The organism is Streptomyces sp. PR69 (assembly GCF_026420845.1).
Classification (GTDB): Bacteria; Actinomycetota; Actinomycetes; order Streptomycetales; family Streptomycetaceae; genus Streptomyces.
Genome location: NZ_JAOWCB010000001.1, coordinates 85,383 through 110,762, shown reverse-complemented (window position 1 = coordinate 110,762; position 25,380 = coordinate 85,383). Strand labels below are relative to the sequence as shown.

Genomic DNA, 25,380 nt, shown 5'->3' with positions numbered 1-25,380 from the left:
TCCGGCCCGGCTTCCCCGGGGTGCCTCCCGGGGAAGCGCCCGCGCGCCTCAGCGTGCGGAGATCGCCTCGTACACCATGCCGACGAGCAGCTCGTCGGCGTCCCTGCGGCCGAACTCCGAGGCCGCGCGGGACATCTCGTACAGCCGGTGCGGATCGGCGAGCACCGGGAGCACATTGCTCTGCACCCACTCGGGGGTCAGCTCGGCGTCGTCGACCAGCAGCCCGCCGCCGGCCTTGACCACCGGCTGGGCGTTGAGCCGCTGTTCGCCGTTGCCGATCGGCAGCGGGACATAGGCGGCGGGAAGCCCGACGGCGGAGAGTTCGGCGACGGTCATCGCTCCCGCGCGGCAGAGCATCATGTCGGCCGCGGCGTAGGCGAGATCCATCCGGTCCACGTACGGTACCGGGATATACGGCGGCATCCCGGGCATGTTGTCCACGTGTGGCACTTCGTTCTTGGGGCCGACCGCGTGCAGGATCTGGATGCCGGAGCGCTGGAGCACCGGGGCGATCTGCTGGACGACCTCGTTGAGGCGGCGCGCGCCCTGGGAGCCGCCGGAGACCAGAAGCGTGGGGAGATGGGGGTCGAGCCCGAAGGCGGCGCGCGCCTCCGGGCGCACCTGTGCGCGGTCGAGGGTGGCGATGGAGCGGCGCAGCGGGATGCCGATATAGCGGGCGTCGCGCAGCTTGCTGTCGGGGGTGGAGACCGCGACCCGGCTCGCGTACCGGGAGCCGATCTTGTTGGCGAGCCCCGGCCGGGCATTGGCCTCGTGGATCACGATGGGCACGCCGAGGCGCTTGGCGGCCAGATAGCCGGGCAGCGCCACATAGCCGCCGAAGCCGACGACGCAGTCGGCCTTGGTGCGCTCCAGGACCTGCTCGGCCGCCTTGATGGTGCCGCGCAGCCGCCCGGGCACGGTGATCAGCTCGGGTGTGGGCTTGCGCGGCAGCGGCACGGCGGGGATGAGGGCCAGCTCATAGCCCCGCTCCGGCACGAGCCTGGTCTCCAGGCCGCGCTCCGTGCCGAGTGCCGTGATCCCCACGGTCGGGTCCTGCCTGCGCAGGGCGTCCGCGAGGGCGAGCGCGGGCTCGATGTGGCCGGCGGTCCCCCCGCCGGCGAGTACGACATGCACCGAAATTCACCGCTCTCCGGACGGACGCTGCTTGACGCGCCGTCTCATCGTCTTCCATCTCACCCCGGGCCTCCGCATGGCCAGGGCCGCTTTCGCGGCGGGATCCTGACGCGCGAAGGCGATCAGCAGCCCGACGGCGAACATCGTCGGCAGCAGCGCCGACCCTCCGTAGGAGAACAGCGGGAGCGGGACACCGGCGATCGGCAGCAGACCGAGCACCGCACCGATGTTGACCACGGCCTGGGCCGTGATCCAGGTGGTCACTCCTCCCGCCGCGTACCGTACGAAGGAGTCCTCCGTGCGTCCGGCCACGCGGATACCCGCATAGCCTAGAGCCGCGAACAGAACGAGCACCGACAGCGTCCCCGCCAGGCCCAGTTCCTCCCCGGCGATGGCGAAGATGAAGTCGGTGTGCGGTTCGGGGAGTTGGCCCCATTTTTCCACACTCGCACCGAGACCGGAACCGAACCATCCGCCGGAGGCAAGAGCATAGAGGCCGTGCACGGCCTGCCAGCACTCGCCTTTGGGGCCCAGCTCGATCGCGCCGACGCAGGAGAGCCGGTCCATCCGGTTCTCACTGGTGCCGATCAGCAGCGCGCCGACGGCCCCCGCGATGGCGAGCACGCCGACGAAGAGCCTGGTGGGGGCCCCGGCAAGCCAGAGCAGCCCGAAGAGGATGGCGGTGAGGATCATGGCCGTGCCCATGTCCCCGCCGAGCATGATCAGGCCGAGGAGCATAAAGGCCACGGGGACGAGCGGCACCAGCAGATGCTTCCACTGGGTCAGCAGCCGTCTGTCGCTCTTGCGGGCGAGCAGATCCGCGCCCCACAGGATCAGCGCCAGCTTGCCGAACTCGCTGGGCTGAAGCTGGAAGGGGCCGCCGAGGTGGATCCAGTTCTGATTGCCGTTGACGGCGTGCCCTATCCCCGGGATCTGGACGAGCACCATCAGGAAGACCGCGCCCATGAGGAGGGGGTAGGACAGCGCCCGGTGGAGTCTGACCGGCATCCGGGAGGCCAGGAAGAGCAGCCCCGCGCCCAGGACGGCGGCGAGGAACTGCTTGCGGAAGAAGTACGAGGCCGGAAGCGACAGATTCAGCGCCTGGATCATCGATGCGGAGTAGACCATGACCAGGCCGAGCACAGTGAGCAGCAGGGAGCTGCCGAGGATCAGATAGTACGCGGTCAGCGGCCGGTCCCAGGCCCGTCTGGCCTGCTCATACAGCTTCCGCACCCGCCCGAGCCCGACGGGGCCGCGGCCGCCCGGGGTGCGTCCGCGCCCGCCGGCGCGGGGTGCGGAGGGCCGCCGCGCCGCCGCCGGGGTCCTGCTGCGCAGCACGAGCCCGCCTCCGGCGAGGGCGGGTACGGGTACAGGTACGGGTGCGAGTACGGGCAGCACGCGCTGCGCCGACGCCGCGAGCTGCTCCCACAGGCCCCGGCCCGCGGCCCGGACCTCGGCGACGCCCTGGGCCATCGCAGTCGCAGCCGTGTCGCCCCCGGCTCCCGGCGGCCCGGGGTCCCCCGGCCTGGCGCCGGCACCGCCCTGGACGGAGTCCGGCGGTGCGGTCCACGCGGTGTGCCCTGGGGCGCGGCGGACACCGGGACCGCCCCCCGGCGGACGAGGTGCGGGGGCGGCCGTTCCGGCGTCCGGGACGGGACCGCCGGCGGTCTCCCGGCTCGCGGTCGCCGGGTGACCGGAACCGAGCCGCGTCTCCCGGCCGCGCACCGTGTCGCCCCCGGCTCCCGCACCCCGTACGGCTTCGGTGCGGTGCTCGACACCCGTCGGCGCCACCGGGCCGCCGCGGGCCGCACCGCCCCCCGGGGCGGGATGAACCTCGGCGGCCGGAAGTCCTGCCGACGGACACGAGCACCCCGCAGCCGGGGCGGCAGGCTCGGTGCCGGGGACCGGATGACTGCCGCCGTCCCGGACTTCGAGCACACAGTGGACGCCACCCCGCGCCACGGCCCCCGCCGGTACGGGCGGCGCGCCGCCCCCCGACGGGCCAGGTGACACGGACCCGCCGGGCCGGCCGGTCGCAGTGGGCCTCCACGGGCGCGGGGGCACTGCCTCGCCGGACGACGGCGACACCGCCCGGGTAGCCCCGGCACGCAGAGCACCGGGGGCATCGCCCCAGGACGGAGGCGAGGCGCAGGCAGCCGGACCAGCGCCGTCGGCGGCCGCCTGGGCTTCGAGGGCACGACGGGGGGCACCCTGCGACGCGGTCGCTGTGGGGGTGGGCGCTCCGGTGGTCGGGGGACGCAAGGCGGCGGCCTTTGCGCGGCCCTGCGGGGCAGCCTGTGGGGGTGCGGGGGCAGCGCCCCCGGGTGGGCGGGGGCGCACGATGTCGTCGGGCGGCATGGTCGCTGTCCCCTCCAGTCGTGCTCGCGCGGGCGGCCTCAGGCCGGCGGCCCGTGCGGGACGGGCCGTCAGGCGCGCTCGGCGGCGAGTTCGCGGACCGCGTCCGCGAACGCCTCGCCTCGCTTGTTGTAGTTGACGAACATGTCCATCGAGGCACAGGCCGGGGCCAGCAGCACCGTGTCGCCCGGCCGGGCGAGCCCCGCCGCTTCGCGGACCGCCGCCGGCATCGCCCCAGTGTCGGTCCGGTCGAGGTCGACGACCGGGACCTCGGGGGCGTGTCGCGCCAGGGCGTCCCTGATCAGCTCCCGGTCCGCGCCGATGAGGACGACGCCGCGCAGCCGCTTCGCAGACTTCCGGACGAGTTCGTCGAAGGTCGCGCCCTTGGCCAGGCCGCCCGCGATCCAGACGATCGGCTCGTACGCCGCGAGCGACGCCTCGGCGGCGTGTGTGTTGGTGGCCTTGGAGTCGTCGACATAGGCGACGCCGTCGACCTCGGCGACATGCTCGATGCGGTGCGCGTCGGGGCGGAAGGCCCGCAGTCCGTCCCGTACGGCCGAGGGCTCGACGCCGTAGGCGCGGGCGAGGGCGGCCGCCGCCAGGGCGTTGGCGATGTTGTGCGGGGCGGGCGGCTGGACGTCGGCGACCTCGGCGAGCTCCTGCGCCTGCCGCTGCCGGTCCGGGACGAAGGCGCGGTCGACGAGGAGCCCTTCGACGACGCCGAGCTGGGAGGGCCCGGGCGCGGAGAGGGTGAAGCCGATCGCCCGGCAGCCCTCCTCGACGTCGGCCGCGCGCACCAGGTCCTCGGTCGCGGGGTCGGCGGCGTTGTAGACGCAGGCGACCCGGTTGCCCTCGTAGATGCGGCCCTTGTCGGCGGCGTACGCCTCCATGGAGCCGTGCCAGTCGAGGTGGTCCGGCGCGAGGTTGAGCACCGCGGCGGAGTGTGCGCGCAGCGACGGCGCCCAGTGGAGCTGGTAGCTGGACAGCTCCACGGCGAGTACGTCGTACTTCTCGTCGCCCAGCACCGCGTCCAGCAGTGAGACGCCGATGTTGCCGACAGCCGCGGTCTTCAGGCCCGCGGCTTCGAGGATCGACGCGAGCATCCGCACGGTCGTGGTCTTGCCGTTGGTGCCGGTGACCGCGAGCCACGGCGCTGCCTCTTTGCCGTCCAGGCCGCGCAGCCGCCACGCCAGCTCGACATCGCCCCACACTTCGACGCCCGCCTCTGCGGCCGCGGCGAACAGCGGTTTGTCGGGCTTCCAGCCGGGTGCGGTGACGACCAGCTCCGTGCCCTTGGGCAGGGTCGCTCCGTCGCCGAGGCGGACGGAGATCCCTTCCGCCTGGAGCTCCGCGGCCTGGGCGCGGGCCCGCTCGTCGTCGCCGTCGTTGACGACCGTGACGACCGCGCCCAGGCCGTGCAGCACCTTCGCCGCCGGGATCCCGGAGACCCCGAGCCCCGCGACGGTGACGCGCTTGCCCTGCCAGTGGTGCCCACTCACCTCTCGGCCCTCACTTGTCGGCCGCCCAGCCTGCGTAGAAGAGTCCCAGACCCACGATGACGCACATGCCCTGAATGATCCAGAACCGGACCACGACCAGGACCTCCGACCACCCCTTGAGTTCGAAGTGGTGCTGCAGCGGGGCCATCCGGAAGACCCGCTTCCCGGTCATCCGGAAGGAGCCGACCTGGATGACGACCGACATGGTGATCAGTACGAAGAGCCCGCCGAGGAGCGCGAGCAGCAGCTCGGTGCGGGAGGTGATCGCCAGACCCGCGAGCGCGCCGCCGAGGGCCAGCGAGCCGGTGTCGCCCATGAAGATCTTCGCGGGCGAGGTGTTCCACCACAGGAAGCCGAAGCAGGCGCCCATCAGCGCGGAGGCGACGACCGCGAGGTCGAGCGGGTCGCGCACCTCAAAGCAGGCGTTGGGGTTGGTCAGGGTCTCGGCGTTGGCGCACGACTCCTGGAACTGCCAGAGCCCGATGAAGGTGTACGCGCCGAAGACCATCACGGACGCGCCGGTCGCGAGGCCGTCCAGACCGTCCGTCAGGTTTACGCCGTTCGACATGGCCAGGATCATGAACAGCGCCCAGACCACGAACAGCACCGGGCCGATGGTCCAGCCGAAGTCGGTGATGAACGACAGCTTGGTGGACGCGGGCGTCAGCCCCCGCTTGTCCGAGAACTGCAGCGCCAGCACGGCGAAGGCGATGCCGACGATCAGCTGGCCCGCCATCTTGGCCTTGGCCCGCAGGCCGAGCGAACGCTGCTTGACGATCTTGATGTAGTCGTCGAGGAAGCCGACGAGGCCCATGCCGGCCATCAGGAACAGCACCAGCAGACCCGAGTACGAGGGGTCCTCGCCGGTGATGACCTTGGCCAGCGCATAGGCGATGAGCGTGGCCAGGATGAAGGAGATGCCGCCCATGGTGGGCGTGCCCTTCTTGCTGCCGTGGGTGCGCGGGCCGTCGTCCCGGATGAACTGCCCGTATCCCTTGCGCGCCAGCAGCTTGATCAGCAGCGGGGTGCCGATCAGTGTCAGAAAGAGCCCGATGGCTCCGGAGAAGAGGATCTGCCTCATCGGCCGGCGACCTCACCTTCCGAGGCCGCCGCCGGGTTCTCAAGCAGGGCCGCTGCGACCCGCTCCAGCCCGGCCGACCTGGAAGCCTTCACCAGTACGACGTCGCCTGGCCGCAGCTCACTGCGCAACAGGTCGACCGCCGCCTGTGCGTCGGACACGTGCACCGACTCCTCACCCCACGAACCCTCGTTATAGGCGCCCAGTTGCAGCCAGGACGCTTCCCTGCCCCCGACCGCGACGAGCTTGCTGACGTTGAGCCGGACGGCGAGCCGTCCGACCGCGTCGTGCTCGGCGAGCGCTGCGCCGCCCAGCTCGGCCATCTGGCCGAGCACCGCCCACGTCCGCCCTCCCCGTGCCCGCGCGGCTTCGCCCATCGCGGCCAGTGCACGCAGCGCGGCACGCATGGACTCGGGGTTCGCGTTGTAGGCGTCGTTGACGACCGTCACGCCGTCCGGACGCTCGGTGACCTCCATACGCCAGCGGGACAGGGCGCCCGCCTCGGAGAGCGCGAGCGCGATCTCGTCGACGGACATGCCCAGCTCATGGGCGACGGCGGCCGCGGCGAGCGCGTTCGACACGTGGTGCTCACCGTACAGCCGCATGGTCACGTCACTGCACCCGGTGGGTGTGTGAAGCGTGAAGGCGGGCTGACCGTGCTCGGTGAGCCGGACATTCTCGGCGCGTACGTGTGCGTCGTCGGCCTCTCCGAACAGCACGGTGCGGGCGCTGGTGCGGGCGGCCATGGCGCGGACGAGCGGGTCGTCGGCGTTGAGCACGGCGACGCCGCCCGCGTCGGCGGCGGGCAGGGCCTCGACGAGTTCGCCCTTGGCCCGGGCGATCTGCTCGCGGCCGCCGAACTCGCCGATGTGGGCGGTGCCGACGTTCAGCACGAGGCCGATGCGCGGCGGGGTCAGTGAAGTGAGATAGCGGATGTGGCCGATGCGGCGGGCGCCCATCTCCAGCACGAGGTGCCGGGTGTCCTCGTCGGCGCGCAGCGCGGTGAGCGGCAGTCCGATCTCGTTGTTGAGGGAGCCCGGTGTGAAGACCGTGGGCGCATGCCGCTGAAGGACCTGGGCGATCAGGTCCTTGGTGGAGGTCTTGCCGGCCGAGCCGGTAAGGGCGACGACGTCGACGCCGAGCCGGGTGACCACGGCGCGGGCGAGTGCGCCGAGGGCTCTCTGGACGTCGTCGACGACGATCGCGGGTACGCCGACGGGGCGGTTGGCCAGCACGGCCGCGGCGCCGGCCGCGACGGCGCGTTCGGCGTAGTCGTGGCCGTCGACCCGCTCGCCCTGGAAGGCGGCGAACAGCGCGCCTGCTTCCACGGCGCGGGAGTCGATCACGACGGGCCCGGTGATCCGTGGCTCCGGGTCCGGTATGTCATGCGGCTGCCCGCCGACGATTTCGGCGATCTCGGCGAGGGAGAGGGCGATCACTGGGTCATCCCTGAGGTTTCCGGTGGAGGGTGGCGCGGATGGCTTCGCGCAGTACCTGACGGTCGTCGAACGGCCTGATCACTCCGTGGACGTCCTGGCCCTGCTCATGGCCCTTGCCGGCGACCAGCACCGTGTCGCCGGGCTCGGCGCGGGCCACGGCGGCGGCGACGGCGGCGGCCCGGTCTGCCTCGACCAGGACGTCTCCGCGTTCATGGACCGGCACCTCGGCGGCGCCCGCGAGCATGGTCGCGAGGATCGCGAGGGGGTCCTCGGAGCGGGGGTTGTCCGAGGTGAGCACGGCGGTGTCGGCGAGGCGTGCGGCGGCGGCGCCCATGGGGCCGCGCTTGGTCTGGTCGCGGTCGCCGCCGCAGCCGAGCACGATGTGCAGTCTGCCCTCGGTGACCTTGCGCAGGGCGCGCAGCACCGATTCGACGGCGTCGGTCTTGTGGGCGTAGTCGACGACGGCGAGGTAGGGCTGCCCCTCGTCGATGCGCTCCAGCCGGCCGGGGACGCCGGGCACCGCGGCGACTCCGTCGGCGGCGGCCTGCGGGTCGATGCCCGCGACGGCCAGGGTGACCACGGCGGCCAGGGCGTTGGCCACATTGAACGGGCCGGGCAGCGGGGCCTCGGCGCGGATGCGCTCGCCGCCGGGGCCGACCGCGGTGAAGCGCGACCCGACGGAGCCGACCTGTACGTCCTCGGCGCGCCAGTCGGCGTCCGGGTGGCCCTCGGTCGAGAAGGAGACGACCGGCACGGTGGCCTCCTTGATCAGCCGGCGGCCGTACTCGTCGTCAAAATTGACCACGCCCGCCTTGCTGCGCTGCGGGGTGAACAGCTGCGCCTTCGCCTGGAAGTAGTCCTCCATGTCGGAGTGGAATTCCATGTGCTCGGGGCTGAGGTTGTTGAAGACGGCGACGTCGAAGACGCAGCCGTCGACCCGGCCGAGCACCAGGGCGTGGCTGGAGACCTCCATGGCCACCGAGTCGGCGCCGCGCTCGCGCATCACGGCGAACAGCGCCTGCAGGTCGGTGGCTTCGGGGGTGGTTCGCTCGGACTTGACGCGCTCCTCGCCGATGCGCATCTCGACCGTGCCGATCAGCCCGGTCGAGCGGCCCGCGGCCTTGAGGCCGCCTTCGACGAGATAGGCGGTGGTGGTCTTGCCCGAGGTGCCGGTGATGCCGATCTTGAGGAGTCCGTCGCCGGGGCGTCCGTAGATCAGGGCGGCCAGCTCGCCCATGCGCCCGCGGGGGTTGCCGACGACCAGGACCGGCAGGCCGGTCGCGGCGGCGCGGGCGGCGCCCGCCTGGTCGGTCAGGATGGCCGCGGCTCCGAGGTCGGCGGCCTGGGGGGCGAAGTCCGCGCCGTGGAACCGGGCGCCGGGGAGCGCGGCGTACACGTCGTTGGGCCGTACCGCCCGTGAGTCATGGGTGATGCCGGTGACCTCACCGGGGCCGGGGGACTCGACGCCCAGCTGCTCGGCCAGGACGCCGAGAGGCGTGGGGCTGACCTCGGCGGGGCGGGGCGGGGCGGTTCGGTACTGATCAGGGTGGGGCACGGCGGTGAGCGTACCGGGCGCACCCTGTCCGGGCGAAAAAGAGGGGGCGGCGGCGACCGGGGGGTGCGATTGGTTCCCGGAATCGTTGGTGATCGTTGTCACTGGGGGCGCTTTCGAGTCACGTGCCTGGCTTGGCGGTTTTCTCCGGCTTTTTCCCGGGCTCTTCCCTTGGCTCGAAAGTGACCGGGAGCCGGGCGGGTTCCTTGCCCGTGGGTGCGACCTTGAGTGTCTTGAGGGCGAACTCCATGACCTTCTGATAGATCGGCCCGCAGATCTGACCGCCGAAGTAGCTTCCCTTGGTGGGGTTCTGGATGGCGCAGTAGACGGTGATCCGCGGGTCGTCGGCGGGGGCGAAGCCGGCGAAGGAGGCGGTGTAGCCCTTGTACCGGCCCAGTTCCGGGTCGACGCGGTTGGCGGTGCCGGTCTTTCCGGCCACGCGGTAGCCGGGGATCTGCGCCTTGTTGCCGGTGCCCTCCTCGTCGTCCACCACCGACTCCAGCATGGCCGCCAGGGTGCGGGCGGTCTTCTCGCTGACCACCCGCGTCTTCTCGGGGGCGGGTGCGGGGGTGAAGCGCCCGTCGGGCCCCTTGGTCCCGCGTACGAGCGTCGGCTCGATGCGCTCTCCGCCGTTGGCGATGGTGGAGTAGACGGAGGCGGCCTGCAGGGCGTTGATGGAGAAGCCCTGGCCGAAGGGGACGGTGAACTGCTTCGAGGTGGACCAGTCCTGCGGCTTGGCGAGGATGCCCGGGGTCTCTCCGGGGTAGCCGACCCCCGTCGGCGAGCCGATGCCGAATTTACGCAGATACGAGTAGAGGACCTGGTTGGCCTCCCGCTGGGTCTTGCCGAGCTGTCCGGTGGCCAGGATGGTGCCGATGTTGCTGGATTTGGCCAGGACGCCGTTGAGGGTGAGATACCAGGTGGGGTGGTCGACGTCGTCCTTGAAGAGCCGGTCGCCGCGGTGCAGCCGGTTGGGGACGACGACATGGGTGTCCGGGGCGGCCGCGCCCTCCTCCAGGACCGCGGCGATGGACATCACCTTGGCGGTGGAGCCGGGTTCGTACGCGTCCTGGAGCGCGGCGTTGCCGAGGGCGGCGGCATTGGCCCGGGAGAGGTCGTTGGGGTCAAACCCGGGGGCATTGGCCATGGCGAGGATCTCGCCGGTACGGGTGTTCTGCACGATCACATAGCCGCGGTCGGCCCGGGACTTGGCCACCTGGTCGCTGATGGCCTTCTGGGCGGCCCACTGGATGTCGCGGTCGATGGTCAGCTCGACGTCGGAGCCGGGGACGGCGGGGGTCTCGCTGGAGGTGGCCGTGGGGACGCGGCGGCCGCCTGACTGGGCGTAGGTGATCTTTCCGTCCTGGCCGGCGAGGGTCTTGTCGAGCATGGACTCGATGCCTCCGCCGCCGTGGCCGTCGGCCTTGACGAAGCCCAGTATCCCGGCGGCGAGGTCGCCGTTGGGGTAGACGCGTTTGCTGCTCGCCTCCTGGAAGACGCCCGCCAGGACGTTGGCCCCGGGGCCGCCGTTGCGCTTGTCGGCCCTGGCCTTCTCCGCGTAGACGCTCTTGAGGTCCTTGATCTGGTTCCACACCTGGGGGGTCTGGCGGCGTGCCAGCACGGTGTAGCGGGACTTGGGCGTCCTGAGCTTCTTGGCGAGGACGTTCGCGTCCTCGTCGAGGATCGGGGCGAGGAGCGCCGCCGCCTGCTCGGGGGCGTCCTGGGCCTTGGACTCCTCGGGGGTGAACATCTTCGGGTCGGCGGTGATGTCGTGCGCGTCGACGCTGGTGGCGAGCGAGATGCCGGACCTGTCGGTGATCTCTCCGCGCTCGGCGGCGAGGGTGTGGCTGAGGTAGCGATTCTTCTCGGCCCTGGCGGCGTAGGCGCTGGCGTCGACGGCCTGTACCTGGAGCAGCCGCACCGTGAACGCCAGCATGACGAGCGTCAGTCCGAGGCTGACCAGCCGCAGCCGGGGGCGCGGGCGGCCGAGGCGGATGGTGCGCGGCGGGCGGGCGGCGGAGCGGGCGGCCGGGCGGGGCTTGCGGGCCGCGGGGCGCTGGGCGGGGCGGCGGGTGGGGCCGGGCACCCGGCGGCGGGGCGGTTGCTGGGGCGGCACAATCACCTGCCGGGGGTTGCGGGGTTTGTCGCGGACGTCGCCGCGGAGGCTGTCGCGGCGTTTGCGGTCGTCGGTACGGCGGCGGCGTCGGGGGTGCCGGGGGTGTCAGGGGTCTCCGGTGCGGCCGCCTGCCCGCCGGGGCTCGCCTGCTGCTGGCCGGCGCCGGACGGCGGGGCGGCGCCGGACGGCGGAACGGTCTGCTGCGGCTCCGCGCCGGGCGTGGCCTCCGCTGCGGGCGTCGGGTCCGGCGCGGGGCTGGCGCTGGGCGTCGGCGTGGGCTCCGGGGGCGGGGCGGCAGCCTTGCGGGGGACGCCCCTGACCTTGCCGTCCGGGTCGAGGAAGGCCGGGTTGCCGCCGGGCACCATGCCCAGCTCACGGGCCCGGCGCTCCAGCGCGTCAGGCGCGGAGCGGCTGTCCACGTCCCGCTGGAGGGCCTGCTGTTCGTCGGTCAGCTCGGTGGTCTTCTTCTTCAGCTCGCTCAGCTCGAACGAGCCCTGATTGAGGGCGGAGTTCAGCAGCAGCAGGGTGATCAGCCCGCCGCCCAGGAGAAGGACGACCAGCAGCACGAAGGGGGTGCGGGCCGCGGTGTTCGGCCCCGACGGCAGCAGCCGGGCGAGCCGGACGGCCCGCCCCCGCAGCTGCCTGCCCGCTCCGCTCACATGTCCTCCCGGATGCGCTGCGCCGCCCTGAGCCGGGCGGGCGCGGCGCGGCGGTTGGCGGCGACCTCCTCCTCCGTGGGGAGTTCCGCGCCGCGCGTCAGCAGCTTCAGCCGCGGCTGGTACTGCTCCGGGACGACGGGCAGGCCGGCGGGCGCGGTGCTGGCGGCGCCGGCCGCGAAGACCTGCTTGACCAGCCGGTCCTCAAGCGAGTGGTACGACAGGACGGCGATGCGCCCGCCGACGGCCAGGGCCGCCACGGCACCCGGCACGGCACGCTCCAGCACCGACAGCTCGCCGTTGACCTCGATGCGCAGCGCCTGGAAGGTCCGCTTGGCGGGGTTGCCCCCGGTGCGCTTGGCGGCCTGCGGCAGCGCATCGCGGATCAGCTGGACCAGACGGGCGCTGGTGGTGAAGGGCTCCTTCTCCCGCTCGCGTACGACGGCGGAGACGATGCGCTTGGCCTGCTTCTCCTCGCCGTAGGTGCGCAGGATCCGCACCAGCTCGCCAGGCGGGTAGGTGTTGAGGACCTCGGCGGCGCTGATGCCTGCCGTCTGGTCCATGCGCATGTCCAGCGGCGCGTCCTGGGCGTAGGCGAAGCCGCGGTCGGCCTCGTCGAGCTGCATGGAGGAGACGCCGAGGTCGAACAGGACGCCCTGGACGCGCGGAACGCCGAGCCGGTCGAGCACCTCGGGCAGCTCGTCGTAGACGGCGTGCACCAGGGTGGCGCGCTCGCCGTAGGGGGCCAGTCGCTCGCCGGAGAGCCGCAGTGCCTCCTTGTCCCGGTCGAGGGCGATCAGCCGGGCCTCGGGGAACGCCTTGAGCAGGGCCTCGCTGTGCCCGCCGAGGCCGAGGGTGCAGTCGACGACGACCGCGCCCGGCTGCCGCAGCGCCGGGGCCAACAGGTCCAGGCACCGCTGGAGCATCACCGGGACGTGTCGGGTCTGGCTCATGCGCCCTCTCCATGAACGGCGCGGACATGCGCACTCGCGGAAAATCGTGGAAAATCTGCGGGATGCGCAGGTTGTGTCCGTGAACTGCGCGTCACTTTAGTCCACGGTTCTTTGCGGTCAATCAACCGGCCGGGCATCGGGCGGCGCGTCGCGAGGGTCCCCCCATGTCCGTCCGCATCCCGCCCCGTACACCCCTGCGGGCCGTCCGCGGCCGTCTGTGGGCTGTCTCACAACAAGCGTCATTGACGTTCTTTGTCCGCTCTCACAGCGAGCTTTAAAGGGGTGTGCCCGCTAACGTCATTCCCATGTCGACTTCCGCTTCCGCTTCCGCTTCCGCGCAGCACACCGATGACGCCGCCCGCCCCGTGGGTTCCGGCGGCTCCGAGGCCACGGCCGGCCGGGGCTCCGCCGCGGTCATCGACCGGCTGGTCGAGGCGAACCGGCGCTACGCCGACGGCTTCCAGGACCCCGGGATGGACGCCCGGCCGGTGCTGAAGGTCGCCGTGGTCGCGTGCATGGACGCCCGGCTCGACCTGCACGCGGCGCTCGGCCTGGAGCTGGGCGACTGCCACACCATCCGCAACGCGGGCGGGGTGGTCACGGACGATGTGATCCGCTCGCTCACCATCAGCCAGCGGGCGCTGGGCACGCGCAGCGTCATCCTCATCCACCACACCGGCTGCGGCCTGGAGTCCCTCACGGAGGACTTCCGCAGCGAGCTGGAGGAAGAGGTCGGCCAGCGGCCCACATGGGCGGTCGAGTCGTTCCGGGACGTCGACCAGGATGTGCGGCAGTCGATGCAGCGGGTGCGCACCTCGCCCTTCCTGCTGCACACGGACGATGTGCGCGGCTTTGTCTTCGACGTCACCAAGGGCGCACTGCGGGAGATCGACCCCGCCCAGTGACCCGGCCCGGCCGTCATGGCGAGGCGAAATGGCCAGCTCAGCGGGCGGGAATTCACGGCAACGCCGACAAATCGCCCGGAGTTATCCACAGGCGAGTGACAGCGCGGACTACCGGCAACAAGAATGCATGTGTGACACCCCGCGGATGCCCTTCGGGAACCTTCCGGGGCGGGTGTCCGTGTGTCGGGGTGGGCCGGGCGGCAGGACGCGTCTCGGCCCGGTAAGGGCCCCTGCTCGTCAGGAGCGTGGGGATGGGCCGAGGAGGGCCGGGTGACGACCTATGACGATCGAGCGAGCCTCACAGATCTGACGTCCACAGCGGAGCAGATCCGCAGGTCGGTCGAGGATGTGATCGAGGGCAAGCCTGAGGTCGTACGGCTTTCGCTGACCGTGCTCCTCGCCGAGGGGCATCTGCTCATCGAAGACGTTCCGGGCGTGGGCAAGACGATGCTGGCCAAGGCGCTGGCGCGGTCCATCGACTGTTCGGTGCGGCGGATCCAGTTCACTCCGGATCTGCTGCCGTCCGATGTCACAGGCGTGTCGATCTACGACCAGCAGCGGGGCGACTTCGAGTTCAAGCCGGGTGCGATCTTCGCCCAGATCGTGATCGGCGACGAGATCAACCGCGCCTCGCCCAAGACGCAGTCCGCGCTGCTGGAGTCGATGGAGGAGCGCCAGGTCACCGTGGACGGGCAGACCTATGAACTGCCCAGTCCCTTCATGGTGGTGGCCACGCAGAACCCGGTCGAGATGGAGGGCACCTATCCGCTGCCCGAGGCCCAGCGCGACCGCTTCATGGCGCGGGTCTCCATCGGCTATCCGAGCGCGGAGGCCGAGTTCCAGATGCTTGACGTCCATGGTTCGGTCTCCCCGCTGGACGACCTCCAGCCGGTGGCGCACGCGCATGACATCGTCAAGCTGATCGACGCGGTGCGGTCGGTCCATGTCGCCGACTCCGTGCGCAGATACGCGGTGGAGCTGGTCTCGGCCACCCGCAGTCACCCGGACCTCAGACTGGGCGCCTCGCCGCGCGCGACGCTGCATCTGCTGCGGGCGGCGAAGGCGTCGGCCGCGCTCGCCGGACGGGACTACGCGCTGCCGGACGATGTGCAGTCGCTCGCCTCCCCGGTGCTCGCCCACCGGCTGCTGCCGACGGCACAGGCCCAGCTGAACCGGCGCACGGCCGAGCAGGTCGTGCTGGAGATACTGCAGCGCGTCCCCGTGCCCACGACCGGGAGCGCGGACGGCGCCTACGCCCAGACCAGGGCCGCCCAGCCGTCGTTCTACGGCCAGCAGCCCGGCAGCCGGCGGCTGTGATGCCCTCCGTGCCGGGCGGCGCGCGGGGCGAGGGGCCCGGCGCCGGAGGCGGGGAGGCAGGCGGGGTGCGGGCCGCGCTGAGCGGGCTGACCACCCGCGGCCGGTCGTTCCTGGCGGCCGGGCTGGCCGCCGCGGGGTGCGCCTACATCCTGGGCCAGGACTATCTCGTACGGGTGGGGCTGCTGCTCGCCGTGCTCCCGCTCGTGTGCGTCACCGTGCTCTACCGCACCCGCTACCGGGTCGCGGGCAGCAGACGGCTCTCCCCCTCGCGGGTGGCGGCGGGCTCCGAGGCGCGTGTGCATCTGCGGCTGGACAATGTCTCCCGGCTGCCGACCGGGCTGCTGATGCTCCAGGACCATGTGCCGTATGTGCTGGGCCCCCGGCCGCGCTTCGTGCTCGACCGTGTGGAGGCGGGCGGCCGCCGCGAGGTGTCCTACCGGGTGCGCTCCGATCTGCGCGGGCGCTATCCGCTCGGGCCGCTGCAGCTGCGGCTGAGCGACCCGTTCGGGATGTGCGAGCTGACCCGCTCCTTCAGCGCGTACGACACGCTCACGGTGATACCGCGGACCGAGACGCTGCCGCCGGTGCGCCTCGCGGGCGAGGCCTCGGGGCACGGGGACGGGCGGCAGCGCTCCCTCGCCCTGGCGGGCGACGACGACATCATTCCGCGCGCCTACCGGCACGGAGACGATCTGCGCCGGGTGCACTGGCGCTCCACCGCCCGCTACGGGGAGCTGATGGTGCGCCGCGAGGAGCAGCCGCAGCGGGCCCGGTGCACGGTCCTGCTCGACACCCGGCGGATCGCCTATGAGGGCGCAGGCCCGGACTCGGCGTTCGAATGGGCCGTGTCGGGGGCAGCCTCGACGCTGATGCACATGCTGGGGCGCGGATTCGCCGTCCGGCTGCTGACGGACACCGGGAGCACGGCGCCGGGCGAGAGCGGCGACGGCTTCGCGGGGTCGTCCCAGGAGTCGGCGGACGCGGCGGGGCTGATGATGGACACGCTCGCGGTGGCCGACCACTCGGACGGGGCCGGGCTGTCCCGCGCGCACGAGGCGCTGCGCGGGGGCCGGGAAGGACTGCTGATCGCCTTCTTCGGCGATCTGGACGAGGAACAGGCCGCGCTGGCCGCCCGGATGCGGCAGCGTTCCGCCGCGGCCATAGCCTTTGTGCTGGACAGCGGGTCATGGCTGACCGGCGGCGCGGTGGCCGGGGCGGTCGAGGAGCGGCTGCGGCTGCTGCGCGAGTCGGGCTGGACCGCGCTGGCCGTGCCGGCCGGGGCCTCGCTCGCCGAGCTGTGGCAGCTGGCGGGGCGGCAGCGCGCCGAGTCCGGCGGGCCGTCGAACGCATTCTCTGGGGGTTGGTCATGAGCGGGGTGTGGTCATGAGCGGTCGCGAACGGATCGCCCTGTGCGCCTACGCGGCGACGCTGCTGGCGGCGTCCGCGCTGCTGCCGCTGGTCGATCCGGCCACCTGGATCGTGCAGGCGGCCTTTCTGCTGGCGCTGGTGACCGGGGCGGGGGCGCTCGCGCGGCGCGTGCCGCTGGCCCGCACGCTGACCATCGCGGTGCAGGCGCTTCTCGCGCTGGTGCTGCTGACCGCCGTCTTCACCAGACGGGAGGCGTTCGGCGCGCTGGTTCCCACGCCCGCGTCCCTGGCAAGGTTCGGCGAGCTGCTGACGTCGGGCGCGGAAGACGTGGCGCGGTATGCGTCCCCGGCCCCGGCGACCGACGGCATCAGACTGATGGTGATCGGCGGAGTGCTGCTGATCGGCCTCACGGTGGACGCCCTTGCAGTGACGTTTCGCAGTGCGGCGCCGGCGGGGCTGCCGCTGCTCGCGCTCTACTCGGTGGCCGCGAGCCTGGCCGGCGGCAGCGCGGGCTGGCTGTACTTCCTGCTGGCAGGCGCGGGCTACCTGGTGCTGCTGCTGGCGGAGGGCCGTGAGCGGCTGTCCCAGTGGGGCCGGGTCTTCGGCGGGGCGCCCCCGGCACGCGGGCGCATGTCGTCCGGGCTGGACGCGGCCGGCGGCCGTGCGCTGGCGCCGGTGCGCACCGGCCGCCGGATCGGGGCGCTCGCGCTGGGCGTGGCGCTGGCCGTCCCCGCGGCGCTGCCCGCGCTGGACGGCGGGCTGCTCCTCGGCACGGGCGGCGGCTCGGGGTCCGGAATCGGCGGGGGCGGCACCATCTCGGCGGTCAATCCGCTGGTCTCGCTCCAGGACAGCCTCAATCAGCCCGAGGACCGCGAGGTCCTCCGCTATCGCACCAACGCGGAGAACACCCGGAACCTGTATCTGCGGATCGTGGCCCTCGACCAGTTCGACGGCACGGCCTGGAAGTCGTCGGAGCGCAAGGTCACGGATGTGCCAGGGCGGCTGCCCCAGCCGGACGGGCTGAGCCCGGACGTACGGGTCACCGAGGTCATCACCAACCTCTCGGCGGCGGACTCCTACCGGCAGAACTGGCTGCCGCTGCCCTATCCGGCGATGTCAGTGAAGATCGACGGGCGCTGGCGGTTCGAGCCCGAGGGACGGACGCTGGTCGGCGACCGCGGGCAGACCACCAAGGGCGCGCAGTACTCGGTGAGCAGCCTGATCGTCGAGCCGACCCGTGAGCAGCTGATACGCGCGCCCAGGCCGCCGGCCGGGGTGCAGCGCGAGTACACGAAGGTGCCCGATGTGCTGCCCGACGTGGTCGCGCAGACGGCGCGGGAGGTCACACAGGGCGCGGCGAACGACTATGAGCGGGCGGTCAAGCTCCAGCGGTGGTTCGCCGCCGACGGCGGCTTCACCTATGACACCGACGTGGACTCCGGCACCGGCGTCACGGCGATCAGCCGCTTTCTGAAGCAGAAGGAAGGCTTCTGCGTTCACTTCTCGTTCTCGATGGCGGCCATGGCGAGGACGCTGGGGATTCCGGCGCGGGTCGCGGTGGGCTTCACCCCGGGGTCCCTGCAGTCCGACGGCACGATGTCGGTCGGGCTGCGCGATGCGCACGCCTGGCCCGAGCTGTACTTCGAGGGTGTGGGGTGGACGCGGTTCGAGCCGACTCCGGACCGGGGCAATGTCCCGGAGTACACCCGGGAGCAGGCCCCCTCCGGCGGGCCGTCCACCCCGGCGCAGCCCGCCCCCGACACCTCCGCAGCGCCCTCCGCGGCGCCGACGGAGAGCGACCGGTGCCCGGAGTACGAGCGGCGGCTCGGTGAGTGCGGCGCGGCCGCGCCAGCCGAGATCGCACCGCCGTCGGACGGGGGGTTCCCGCTGGGGACTGTGCTGTGGGCCGTGCCTGCGGTCGCGGCCGCGGTGCTGCTGCCGCTGCTCCCGCTGCTGTGGCGGGTCAGGACCCGTGCGCGGCGGCTGGCCGCACCGGGCGGTCCCGGCTCCCCGGGCGCTTCGGATGTTCCAGGCGCTTTGGGTCCTCTTGGCGCTTCGGGGCCGGGTGACGGCGCGGACGGCCGGCTGCTCGACGCCGGCGGCGTCGAAACCGCCCGGACAAAGGCTGGCACGCTTGCGGCCTGGCAGGAGATCACCGACTCCGCATGGGACCTGGGCATTCCGCCCGATGAGTCACAGACGCCCCGGAAGGCCGCGGCCCGCATCGTCCGGATGGGCAAGCTGGAGCAGGAGTCCGCGGAGGCGGTGCACCGGGTGGCGAGCGCGGTGGAGCAGGTGCTCTACGCTCCCGAGCCCCGGCCGGGCGCGGGCCTGGCCGAGGACGCGCACCGCGTCCGCGCCGGACTGCTGGAGAACGCGGACCGCTGGACCCGGCTGCGGGCCCTGCTGCTGCCGCGCTCGTCCGTCCGCGCGCTGTGGTCCCTCCTGGACCGCTGGCGGGCGCTCACGGACCGCTGGGACCTGCGCCTGCACCGGCTGCGCCCGCACCGCTGGGCCACGGCCCTGCGCCGCCCGTCCCGCCAGCGGGGCTGACCGGGGGGCCGGAGGGGTCTTTCCCCTGCCCCTCCCCTTCCCGAAACTGGGGGCAAGCCCCCAGCCCCCCTTCGGGGGGGAGGCGGCTGCGGGGCTGCCGCCCCGCACCCCCGAAGGCGGCAGCTTCGCGCCGCAGCACCCCGCCGGGCCCAGGTTCGGCTCCAGCACCGCCACACACACCAAGGCGGCCAAGCGGCGGCCCGCCGCCTTGCCCAGGGCGCGGGCCGGCCCAAGCACGGAACGGCTGCCAGCCACACGGACCGCAGGCGGTCGGCCAGCACCCGCACCGCCGCCACCTGGGTGCGGGCGGTCACGGGCCGTATGCGGGGTCGGGTACGGCGCCGGGCTGGGACCCGAGCGGAGACAGGTGCGGCCATGCGACGGCGGGCGACGCCGTCCGCATCGCCCGCCGTGCCATCTTGGATTGTGTGCCGCGGCTTGGAGGCAGCCGCAAGCCTCACTCGCCCCCGGGTCCCGGGGCGGAGCCCCGGTCAGTGGCCGTGGCCGCCCTGTTCGTCGCGGCGGCGCTGCCACCGCTCTTCGATTCTGTTCATCATCGACTTACGCTGACGGGGCTGTCGGCGCCCGGCCGAGTCCCCAGGGGCCTGCTCACCCGGCTTGGGCGCTTTGCGCCAACCGGTGACCGCGAGAACCGCGCAGCCGAGCATGACGAGGAATCCCACCACGCTGATCCAGATCTGCTGCGCGACCATTCCGGCCATGAGGAGCGCGATACCCACCAGGAAGCCCGCGACTGCCTGGTATACCCGTCGCCGGGTGTACGTACGCAGCCCGCTTCCCTCAAGCGCTGTAGCGAACTTGGGATCTTCAGCGTACAGCGCTCGCTCCATCTGCTCGAGCATTCGCTGCTCGTGCTCCGAGAGCGGCACGGAGTCCTCCTCGTTGTCGGTCGCGGGGGCGACCGGTATGCGGCCCTTTCAGGATAGGCAGGGTTTCGCCCCCGTGAAACCCGCCCTTGATGCCAATTCGCCGTCCGGGCCGCTATGCCGGCACGGCTGCTGAGGCGTTGATTCCCCAACCTCCGATCCGTCATGCCGGATGATGTCCCCCGATCATACGGGGCCGCGCCGTGGCGCGGGGGTCCTGTGGCGTACTCCATCTGCGGCTGCGCCGCTGATCAGCGCCGCTTCTCGCCCAGTACGTGGAGCTGGGTGGCCACCGACTGGAAGGCGGGAAGCTCGGCGGCGGCGGCCTCCAGCTGGAGGAGTGCGTCCAGGGCGCCCGGCTCGGCGTCGACCAGGGCTCCGGGGACCAGGTCCGCGAAGACCCGCACGCCGTGGACCGCGCCCACCTCGACCCCGGCCGCGGAGACGAGATCGGTGAGCTGCTCCGCGGTGAAGCGGCGGGGCACGGGGTCCCCCTCGCCCCAGCGGCCCGCGGGGTCGCTCAGCGCCTGCCGGGCCTCGCTGAAGTGCCCGGCCAGCGCCCTGGCGAGGACCGCCCCGCCGAGGCCCGCGGCGAGCAGGCTGAGCGCGCCGGACGGCCGCAGCGCCTCGGCCGCGTTGCGCACGCCCTCCGCGGGGTCGTCCACATACTCCAGGACGCCATGGCACAGCACCGCGTCATAGCCGCCGCGCTCGACCACGTCGAACAGGCCGTGCACATCGCCCTGGACACCGTGGACCCGGTCGGCCACGCCCGCCTCGGCCACCCGGCGCTCCAGCGCGAAGAGGGCGTTCGGGCTGGGGTCGACGACGGTGACGCGGTGACCGAGCCCGGCCACGAGCACGGCGAAGTTTCCGCTGCCGCCGCCGGTGTCGAGGACGTCGAGGGTGTCCGTGCCCTTGGCCTTGGCCCGGCTGTCGAGGGCGTCCTTGAGCACATCCCAGACCACGGCCATGCGAACGGAGGCGCGTGAAGGGCGCGATGGGTTCTCCCCACCGGTGACAGGGGACGGGTCCGGCACGGCGATGACTCCTCGGCATGGACGGGTGCAGCTGCAGCCCACCCTATTGCCTCGGGCCCCCGGACCGTGCCGCCAGACCGGCTCAGCCTGCGGCGTCCCCCGCCCCGGGCTCCCGGTCCCGCCCCGGCGGCATGAGCTGCTCCGGCCTGGGCTGGGGCAGCACCGGCTGGAGCACCAGCATCCGCTCGACCAGCCGCAGGAACATGGCCGTGTCCCGCAGCAGATCGTCGGCGTCCCGGCTGCTCGCCGCACCGCGGATGCCGGCCTCGGCCCGGGCCCGCCGCTGCGCGCCGGAGGCGAACAGCGCGCTCCACTCGGTCAGCTCGGGCGCGACCTCCGGCAGCACCTCCCACGCGCTGCGTATGCGCCGGCGCTTCCTGGGGTCGGCCTCCGGCCGGCCGCGGGCGGCGAGGACGGCCGCCGCGGTGCGCAGGGCGGCGAGATGCGCGGTGGCGTACCGCTCGTTGGACGTTTCGAGGGCGGCGGCCTCGTCCAGCCCGCTGCGGGCCTGGGCGAGCAGATCGAGGGCCGCGGGCGGCGCGGCGGACCGCCGCAGCACGGGATGGACGTCGTGCGCCGGTCCGGTCAGTGAGGGGGCAGGGCCGGTGCCGCGGCGCCGGTGTGCGGCTGCTGCGTGATGGCTGGCCATGACGAACCTCCTGTCGTCGTGTGACGGCGCTGTGGCCGTATGTGTCCATCGTGGTGGCTGCCACTGACAATCCGCCCTGACCTGCGTTTTTGCTTCGCTCACTGGTTCGGGGTAGCTTTTGCACTGACTGGTCAGTTTAAAAGGGAGGGGCCACGTGGACAGCCCGCACGGGGCGGCGGTCGTCGCCGAGGACTTCGGGCTCAAGGGCCCGCGCGGCTGGGCGTTCCGCTCGGTGGACATCGACGCCGCACCCGGCTCACTCATCGCGCTGACGGGCCCTTCGGGCTCCGGGCGCACATGCCTGCTGCTCGCGCTCACCGGCCGGATGCGGCCCACTGAGGGCCGCGCCGAGGTCGGCGGGGAGCAGCTGCCGCGCAGGATGGCCGCCGTACGCGGATTCACCGCTCTGGGCCCGGTGCCGGGCGTCAGCGACCTCGATCCCGCGCTGACCGTCGCCGAGCATCTGCGCGAGCGGGCGCTGCTGCAGCGCCGCTTCGACGGCTCTCTGCGCGCCCTGCTGCGCCCCCGCGCCGAGCGGGCCGGCACCGCACAGCACCTCGTCGACGAGGCGCTCAAGGCCGTGGAGCTCGACCTCTCCGCGCTCCCCAAAGGAGAGCGCACCGCCGTGCGCGATCTGGAGCGGCTGGAGGAGCTGCGGCTTTCGGCGGCCCTCGCGCTGATGGGCCGCCCCCGTCTGCTGGCCGTCGACGACGCCGACCTCAAACTCTCCGACGCGGACCGGGCAGCGGCCTGGCGGCTGCTGTCCTCGGTCGCCGAGAGCGGCACGACCGTGCTCGCCGTGTGCAGCCAGCCGCCCGAGGAAGCGACGGTCGTGCGCACGGACGCCCCGGCGGAGACCGAGCAGCCCGAGCAGCCCCACGAGAGCGAGCGAGCCGACGAGCGCCCCGACGCCGACGCCGACGCCGCCGACGCCCACGCCGAGAAGGACGACAAGAACAAGGAGGGGGCGGCCGATGCGCTCGCCGAAACTGGCCGCGCTTGAGCTGAAGCGTTTCGGCAGGGGGAAGCTGCCGCGCGCCGCGCTCGTCGCGATCCTGCTGCTGCCGCTGCTGTACGGCGCGCTCTACCTGTGGTCCTTCTGGGACCCCTACGGCAAGCTCGACCGGCTGCCCGTGGCGCTCGTCAACGACGACAAGGGGGCGACCGCAGACGGCAAGAAGATCTCGGCGGGCGACGAGATCACCGAGAACCTGCTCGACAGCCGGATCTTCGAGTGGCACGAGGTGAGCGCGGCCGACGCCCGCAAGGGCGTGGAGGACGGCACGTACTATCTGTCGCTGACCATGCCGGCGGACTTCAGCGAGCGCATCGCCTCCAGCTCCGGCGACTCCCCGGAGACCGGAGCGCTGCAGGTCCACACGAACGACGCCAACAACTACATCGTCGGGTCGATCTCCCGGACGGTCTTCGCGGAGGTCCGCACCGCCGCCTCGACCGACGCCTCCCGCTCCTTCCTCGACAAGATCTTCATCTCCTTCTCCGACATCCATGACCGCACCGAGGAGGCCGCGAAGGGCGCCGACCAGCTCAAGGACGGCGTCGGCAAGGCCAAGGAGGGCTCCAAGAAGCTCGCCGACGGGCTGAAGGACGCCAAGGACGGCAGCGGCAAGCTGGCCGGGGGCATGGTCGAGCTCAACAAGGGCGCCGGGAAGGTGGAGACCGGCACAGGCCAGGTCGCCGCCGGCACCCAGGAGCTCGCGGACAAGGTCGACGGGCTCGCCAAGGACGTACGCCCGTACCTCAAGGACAACGGCAAAGTGATCGAGCTCTCCGCGCGGGCCGTCGCAGCCGGCTCGGGGGCGATCCGCGAGGGCCTCAAGACCATTCAGCAGGAGGCGCCGGACGCCCGCGCGAAGGCCCATGAAGAGGCCGGCAAGCTGACGGCCCTGCACCAGGAGCAGTGCGGCGCGGACAAGCCGCCGGCCGACCCCGCGCTCTGCACCACGCTGGAAGGGGCGAAGACGGCGGCGGCCGGTGTGGCCAAGACCGCCGATGGCGTACAGCAGCTCGTGCAGAGCAACAGCGGCCAGTTCGAGGAGCTGGACGCCGAACTCGCCAAGGTCCAGCAGCGGGCGAACGCCCTCGCCAAGCGCGCCCCCCGTCTGGACGAGGACCTGGAGTCGTCCATCGCCGACATCAAGCGGCTCAACGAAGGCGCCAAGAAGGTCGCCAAGGGCGCCGACGAGCTGCACACCGGGATCGCCGGCGCGCAGTCCGGGTCCGCCGAGCTGGACAGCGGCGTCGGCAGGCTGAAGAAGGGCGCCAAGGAGCTGGACGGCGGTCTGATCAGCCTCAAGGACGGCTCGATCCAGCTGGCGGGCGGGCTGAACGAGGGCGTGGAGAAGATCCCCGACTACGACGAGAAGGACCGTGACCGCCGTACCGAGGTGATGGCCGACCCCGTGCAGCTGGCCAGCCAGTCCCTGCACAAGGCGCCCAACTACGGCACCGGCTTCGCCCCCTACTTCATCCCGCTCTCCCTCTGGGTGGGCTCGATGGTGGCATACATGATCATCCAGCCGATGAACCGGCGCGCGCTCGCCGTCGGGGCGTCCGCCTGGCGGATCGCGCTGGCCGGCTTGCTTCCGGTGGCCGCGATCGGCCTGCTCCAGGTGGCGGCCCTGATGTCGGTGCTGCGCTTCGGGCTCGATCTGCAGCCCGCGCACACGGCCGGGACGCTCGCCTTCCTCGCCCTGACGACCTGCTGTTTCGCCTCGATCATCCAGTGGCTGAACGCCCGCTTCGGCGCGGCGGGCCGGATCCTCGTCCTCGCGGTGCTGATGCTCCAGCTCACCTCGGCCGGCGGCACCTACCCCGTGCAGACCAGCCCTGGATTCTTCAACGCGATCCACCCGTATCTGCCGATGACGTATGTCGTCGAGGCGCTGCGCAGGCTGATCACGGGCGGCGGGCTCGGCCCGGTGTGGCAGGCGTGCGCGGTGCTCGCCGCCTTCACCGCCGGAGCGGTGGCGCTCACCGCGGTCACGGCACGGCGCAAGCAGGTGTGGACGCTGGACCGACTGCATCCAGAACTGAGCCTGTGATGCGGGCCGGACCTGTGAGAATCGACGCCATGGACGGCAGCAGCACCAGACGGCGGGCGACCCGGGCCAAGCTCTACGAGGCGGCCGTCACCCTCATAGCGGAGCAGGGCTTCTCCGCCACGACGGTGGACGAGATCGCCGAACGGGCCGGAGTCGCGAAAGGCACCGTCTACTACAACTTCAAGAGCAAGACCGAGCTGTTCGAAGAGCTGCTGCGGTACGGCGTGGGCCTGCTGACCGCCTCGCTCCAGGCCGCCGCGGACGAGACGGCAGAACGCGGCGGGACGCGCGTCGAGGCGCTGGACGCCATGATCCGGGCCGGTCTGGGCTTCATCGACCGCTATCCGGCGTTCACCCAGCTGTACGTCGCCGAGCTGTGGCGCACCAACCGGGCGTGGCAGTCGACGCTGCTGGTGGTACGGCAGCAGGCCGTGGCCGTGGTGGAGACGGTGCTGCGGGAGGGCGTGGAGAGCGGCGAGCTGAGCCAGGACATCGACATTCCGCTCACGGCCGCCGCGCTGGTCGGGATGGTGCTGGTGGCGGCGCTGGACTGGCAGGCGTTCCAGCGGGAGCGCTCGCTCGACGATGTGCACTCGGCGCTCTCGCTGCTGCTGCACGGACGTGTCAGCGGGCGGCGCTGAGGGGACGGCGCACACAAGCGCAGGTCACACGGGACAAGCGCCGGGCACACAAGCGCAGGTCCGGCGAGGCTCGATCCCCCCGAGCCCCGCCGGACCGGCGTATCCCCCGTGTCCCCCCGTTGCGTCCGGGGAGCTGCGCCGTTCCGCCGCCCCGTGTCGGCGGTGCCGGCGTC

At 72.5% G+C, this 25,380-nt stretch carries 20 protein-coding genes; 8 read left to right on the top strand and 12 right to left on the bottom strand.

Translation table 11 applies throughout. The annotated features are described in order from the left end of the window. Window positions 1–48: 48 nt before the first annotated feature. Complete coding sequence (murG, locus tag OF819_RS00490; RefSeq protein ID WP_267241232.1) at window positions 49–1,134, bottom strand: undecaprenyldiphospho-muramoylpentapeptide beta-N-acetylglucosaminyltransferase; 1,086 nt, start codon at window positions 1,132–1,134, stop codon at window positions 49–51. 6 nt (window positions 1,135–1,140) lie between these two features. Further along, window positions 1,141–2,607: a putative lipid II flippase FtsW gene (gene ftsW, locus OF819_RS00485; protein WP_267241231.1), complete on the bottom strand. Its 1,467-nt coding sequence runs from the start codon at window positions 2,605–2,607 to the stop codon at window positions 1,141–1,143. A 216-nt stretch (window positions 2,608–2,823) separates the two neighbouring features. Here ftsW and OF819_RS00480 point away from each other — a divergent pair, with 216 nt between their 5' ends. Further along, window positions 2,824–3,144, top strand: a complete 321-nt coding sequence (locus tag OF819_RS00480) for a hypothetical protein (protein ID WP_267241230.1) — start codon at window positions 2,824–2,826, stop codon at window positions 3,142–3,144. Between the two features lie 416 nt (window positions 3,145–3,560). Here the strand turns inward: OF819_RS00480 and murD are convergent, their stop codons facing one another. The 7 genes from murD to rsmH are packed head-to-tail and all read right to left on the bottom strand — an operon-like array spanning window position 3,561 to window position 12,782. After that, entirely contained in the window at window positions 3,561–4,988 is a 1,428-nt protein-coding gene (murD, locus tag OF819_RS00475; RefSeq protein WP_267241229.1) for a UDP-N-acetylmuramoyl-L-alanine--D-glutamate ligase, read from the bottom strand. Window positions 4,989–4,998: 10 nt separating this feature from the next. Next, the gene (gene mraY, locus OF819_RS00470) at window positions 4,999–6,069 is read right to left on the bottom strand and encodes a phospho-N-acetylmuramoyl-pentapeptide-transferase (protein ID WP_267241228.1); all 1,071 of its coding nucleotides are present in this window, start codon (window positions 6,067–6,069) and stop codon (window positions 4,999–5,001) included. Next, the gene (locus OF819_RS00465) at window positions 6,066–7,505 is read right to left on the bottom strand and encodes a UDP-N-acetylmuramoyl-tripeptide--D-alanyl-D-alanine ligase (protein ID WP_267241227.1); all 1,440 of its coding nucleotides are present in this window, start codon (window positions 7,503–7,505) and stop codon (window positions 6,066–6,068) included. Before OF819_RS00465 ends, mraY begins: the two co-directional genes overlap by 4 nt. A gap of 4 nt (window positions 7,506–7,509) precedes the next feature. Next, complete coding sequence (locus tag OF819_RS00460; RefSeq protein WP_267241226.1) at window positions 7,510–9,162, bottom strand: UDP-N-acetylmuramoyl-L-alanyl-D-glutamate--2,6-diaminopimelate ligase; 1,653 nt, start codon at window positions 9,160–9,162, stop codon at window positions 7,510–7,512. Between the two features lie 16 nt (window positions 9,163–9,178). Beyond that, complete coding sequence (locus OF819_RS00455; RefSeq protein WP_267241466.1) at window positions 9,179–11,173, bottom strand: peptidoglycan D,D-transpeptidase FtsI family protein; 1,995 nt, start codon at window positions 11,171–11,173, stop codon at window positions 9,179–9,181. A 2-nt stretch (window positions 11,174–11,175) separates the two neighbouring features. Continuing rightward, a complete protein-coding gene (locus tag OF819_RS00450) occupies window positions 11,176–11,832 on the bottom strand; it encodes a septum formation initiator (RefSeq protein ID WP_267241225.1) in 657 nt (218 codons plus the stop codon). Next, window positions 11,829–12,782, bottom strand: coding sequence for a 16S rRNA (cytosine(1402)-N(4))-methyltransferase RsmH (rsmH, locus tag OF819_RS00445; RefSeq protein WP_267241224.1), 954 nt, complete (start codon window positions 12,780–12,782; stop codon window positions 11,829–11,831). Before rsmH ends, OF819_RS00450 begins: the two co-directional genes overlap by 4 nt. Before the next feature lie 305 nt (window positions 12,783–13,087). Here rsmH and OF819_RS00440 point away from each other — a divergent pair, with 305 nt between their 5' ends. The 4 genes from OF819_RS00440 (at window position 13,088) to OF819_RS00425 (ending at window position 18,925) form a co-directional block, all read left to right on the top strand. Beyond that, window positions 13,088–13,687: a beta-class carbonic anhydrase gene (locus tag OF819_RS00440; RefSeq protein ID WP_267241223.1), complete on the top strand. Its 600-nt coding sequence runs from the start codon at window positions 13,088–13,090 to the stop codon at window positions 13,685–13,687. Window positions 13,688–13,957: 270 nt separating this feature from the next. Then, complete coding sequence (locus OF819_RS00435) at window positions 13,958–15,004, top strand: AAA family ATPase (RefSeq protein ID WP_267241222.1); 1,047 nt, start codon at window positions 13,958–13,960, stop codon at window positions 15,002–15,004. Beyond that, window positions 15,004–16,374, top strand: coding sequence for a DUF58 domain-containing protein (locus OF819_RS00430; RefSeq protein ID WP_267241221.1), 1,371 nt, complete (start codon window positions 15,004–15,006; stop codon window positions 16,372–16,374). The genes OF819_RS00435 and OF819_RS00430 overlap by 1 nt, the downstream gene beginning before the upstream one ends. Window positions 16,375–16,387: 13 nt before the next feature. Beyond that, window positions 16,388–18,925 (top strand): transglutaminase TgpA family protein, encoded by a 2,538-nt coding sequence (locus tag OF819_RS00425; protein ID WP_267241220.1) that lies wholly within the window; start codon window positions 16,388–16,390, stop codon window positions 18,923–18,925. Window positions 18,926–19,416: 491 nt separating this feature from the next. On the opposite strand, the gene OF819_RS00420 is transcribed toward OF819_RS00425, so the two are convergent. The 3 genes from OF819_RS00420 to OF819_RS00410 form a co-directional block, all read right to left on the bottom strand. Then, window positions 19,417–19,815: a DUF3040 domain-containing protein gene (locus tag OF819_RS00420; RefSeq protein WP_267241219.1), complete on the bottom strand. Its 399-nt coding sequence runs from the start codon at window positions 19,813–19,815 to the stop codon at window positions 19,417–19,419. Window positions 19,816–20,063: 248 nt separating this feature from the next. After that, complete coding sequence (locus OF819_RS00415) at window positions 20,064–20,786, bottom strand: methyltransferase (protein WP_267241218.1); 723 nt, start codon at window positions 20,784–20,786, stop codon at window positions 20,064–20,066. Window positions 20,787–20,934: 148 nt separating this feature from the next. After that, window positions 20,935–21,501 carry an SAV_6107 family HEPN domain-containing protein gene (locus OF819_RS00410; protein ID WP_267241217.1) on the bottom strand — a complete coding sequence of 189 codons (567 nt, stop codon included), beginning with the start codon at window positions 21,499–21,501 and terminating at the stop codon, window positions 20,935–20,937. Window positions 21,502–21,655: 154 nt separating this feature from the next. Here OF819_RS00410 and OF819_RS00405 point away from each other — a divergent pair, with 154 nt between their 5' ends. Genes OF819_RS00405 through OF819_RS00395 form a run of 3 tightly spaced genes read left to right on the top strand, consistent with a single transcriptional unit; the run spans window position 21,656 to window position 25,207 of the window. After that, window positions 21,656–22,504: an ATP-binding cassette domain-containing protein gene (locus OF819_RS00405; protein ID WP_267241216.1), complete on the top strand. Its 849-nt coding sequence runs from the start codon at window positions 21,656–21,658 to the stop codon at window positions 22,502–22,504. Next, window positions 22,476–24,566 carry a YhgE/Pip domain-containing protein gene (locus OF819_RS00400; protein ID WP_267241215.1) on the top strand — a complete coding sequence of 697 codons (2,091 nt, stop codon included), beginning with the start codon at window positions 22,476–22,478 and terminating at the stop codon, window positions 24,564–24,566. Before OF819_RS00405 ends, OF819_RS00400 begins: the two co-directional genes overlap by 29 nt. Window positions 24,567–24,595: 29 nt before the next feature. Continuing rightward, complete coding sequence (locus OF819_RS00395; RefSeq protein ID WP_267241214.1) at window positions 24,596–25,207, top strand: TetR/AcrR family transcriptional regulator; 612 nt, start codon at window positions 24,596–24,598, stop codon at window positions 25,205–25,207. The last annotated feature ends 173 nt before the right edge of the window (window positions 25,208–25,380 follow it).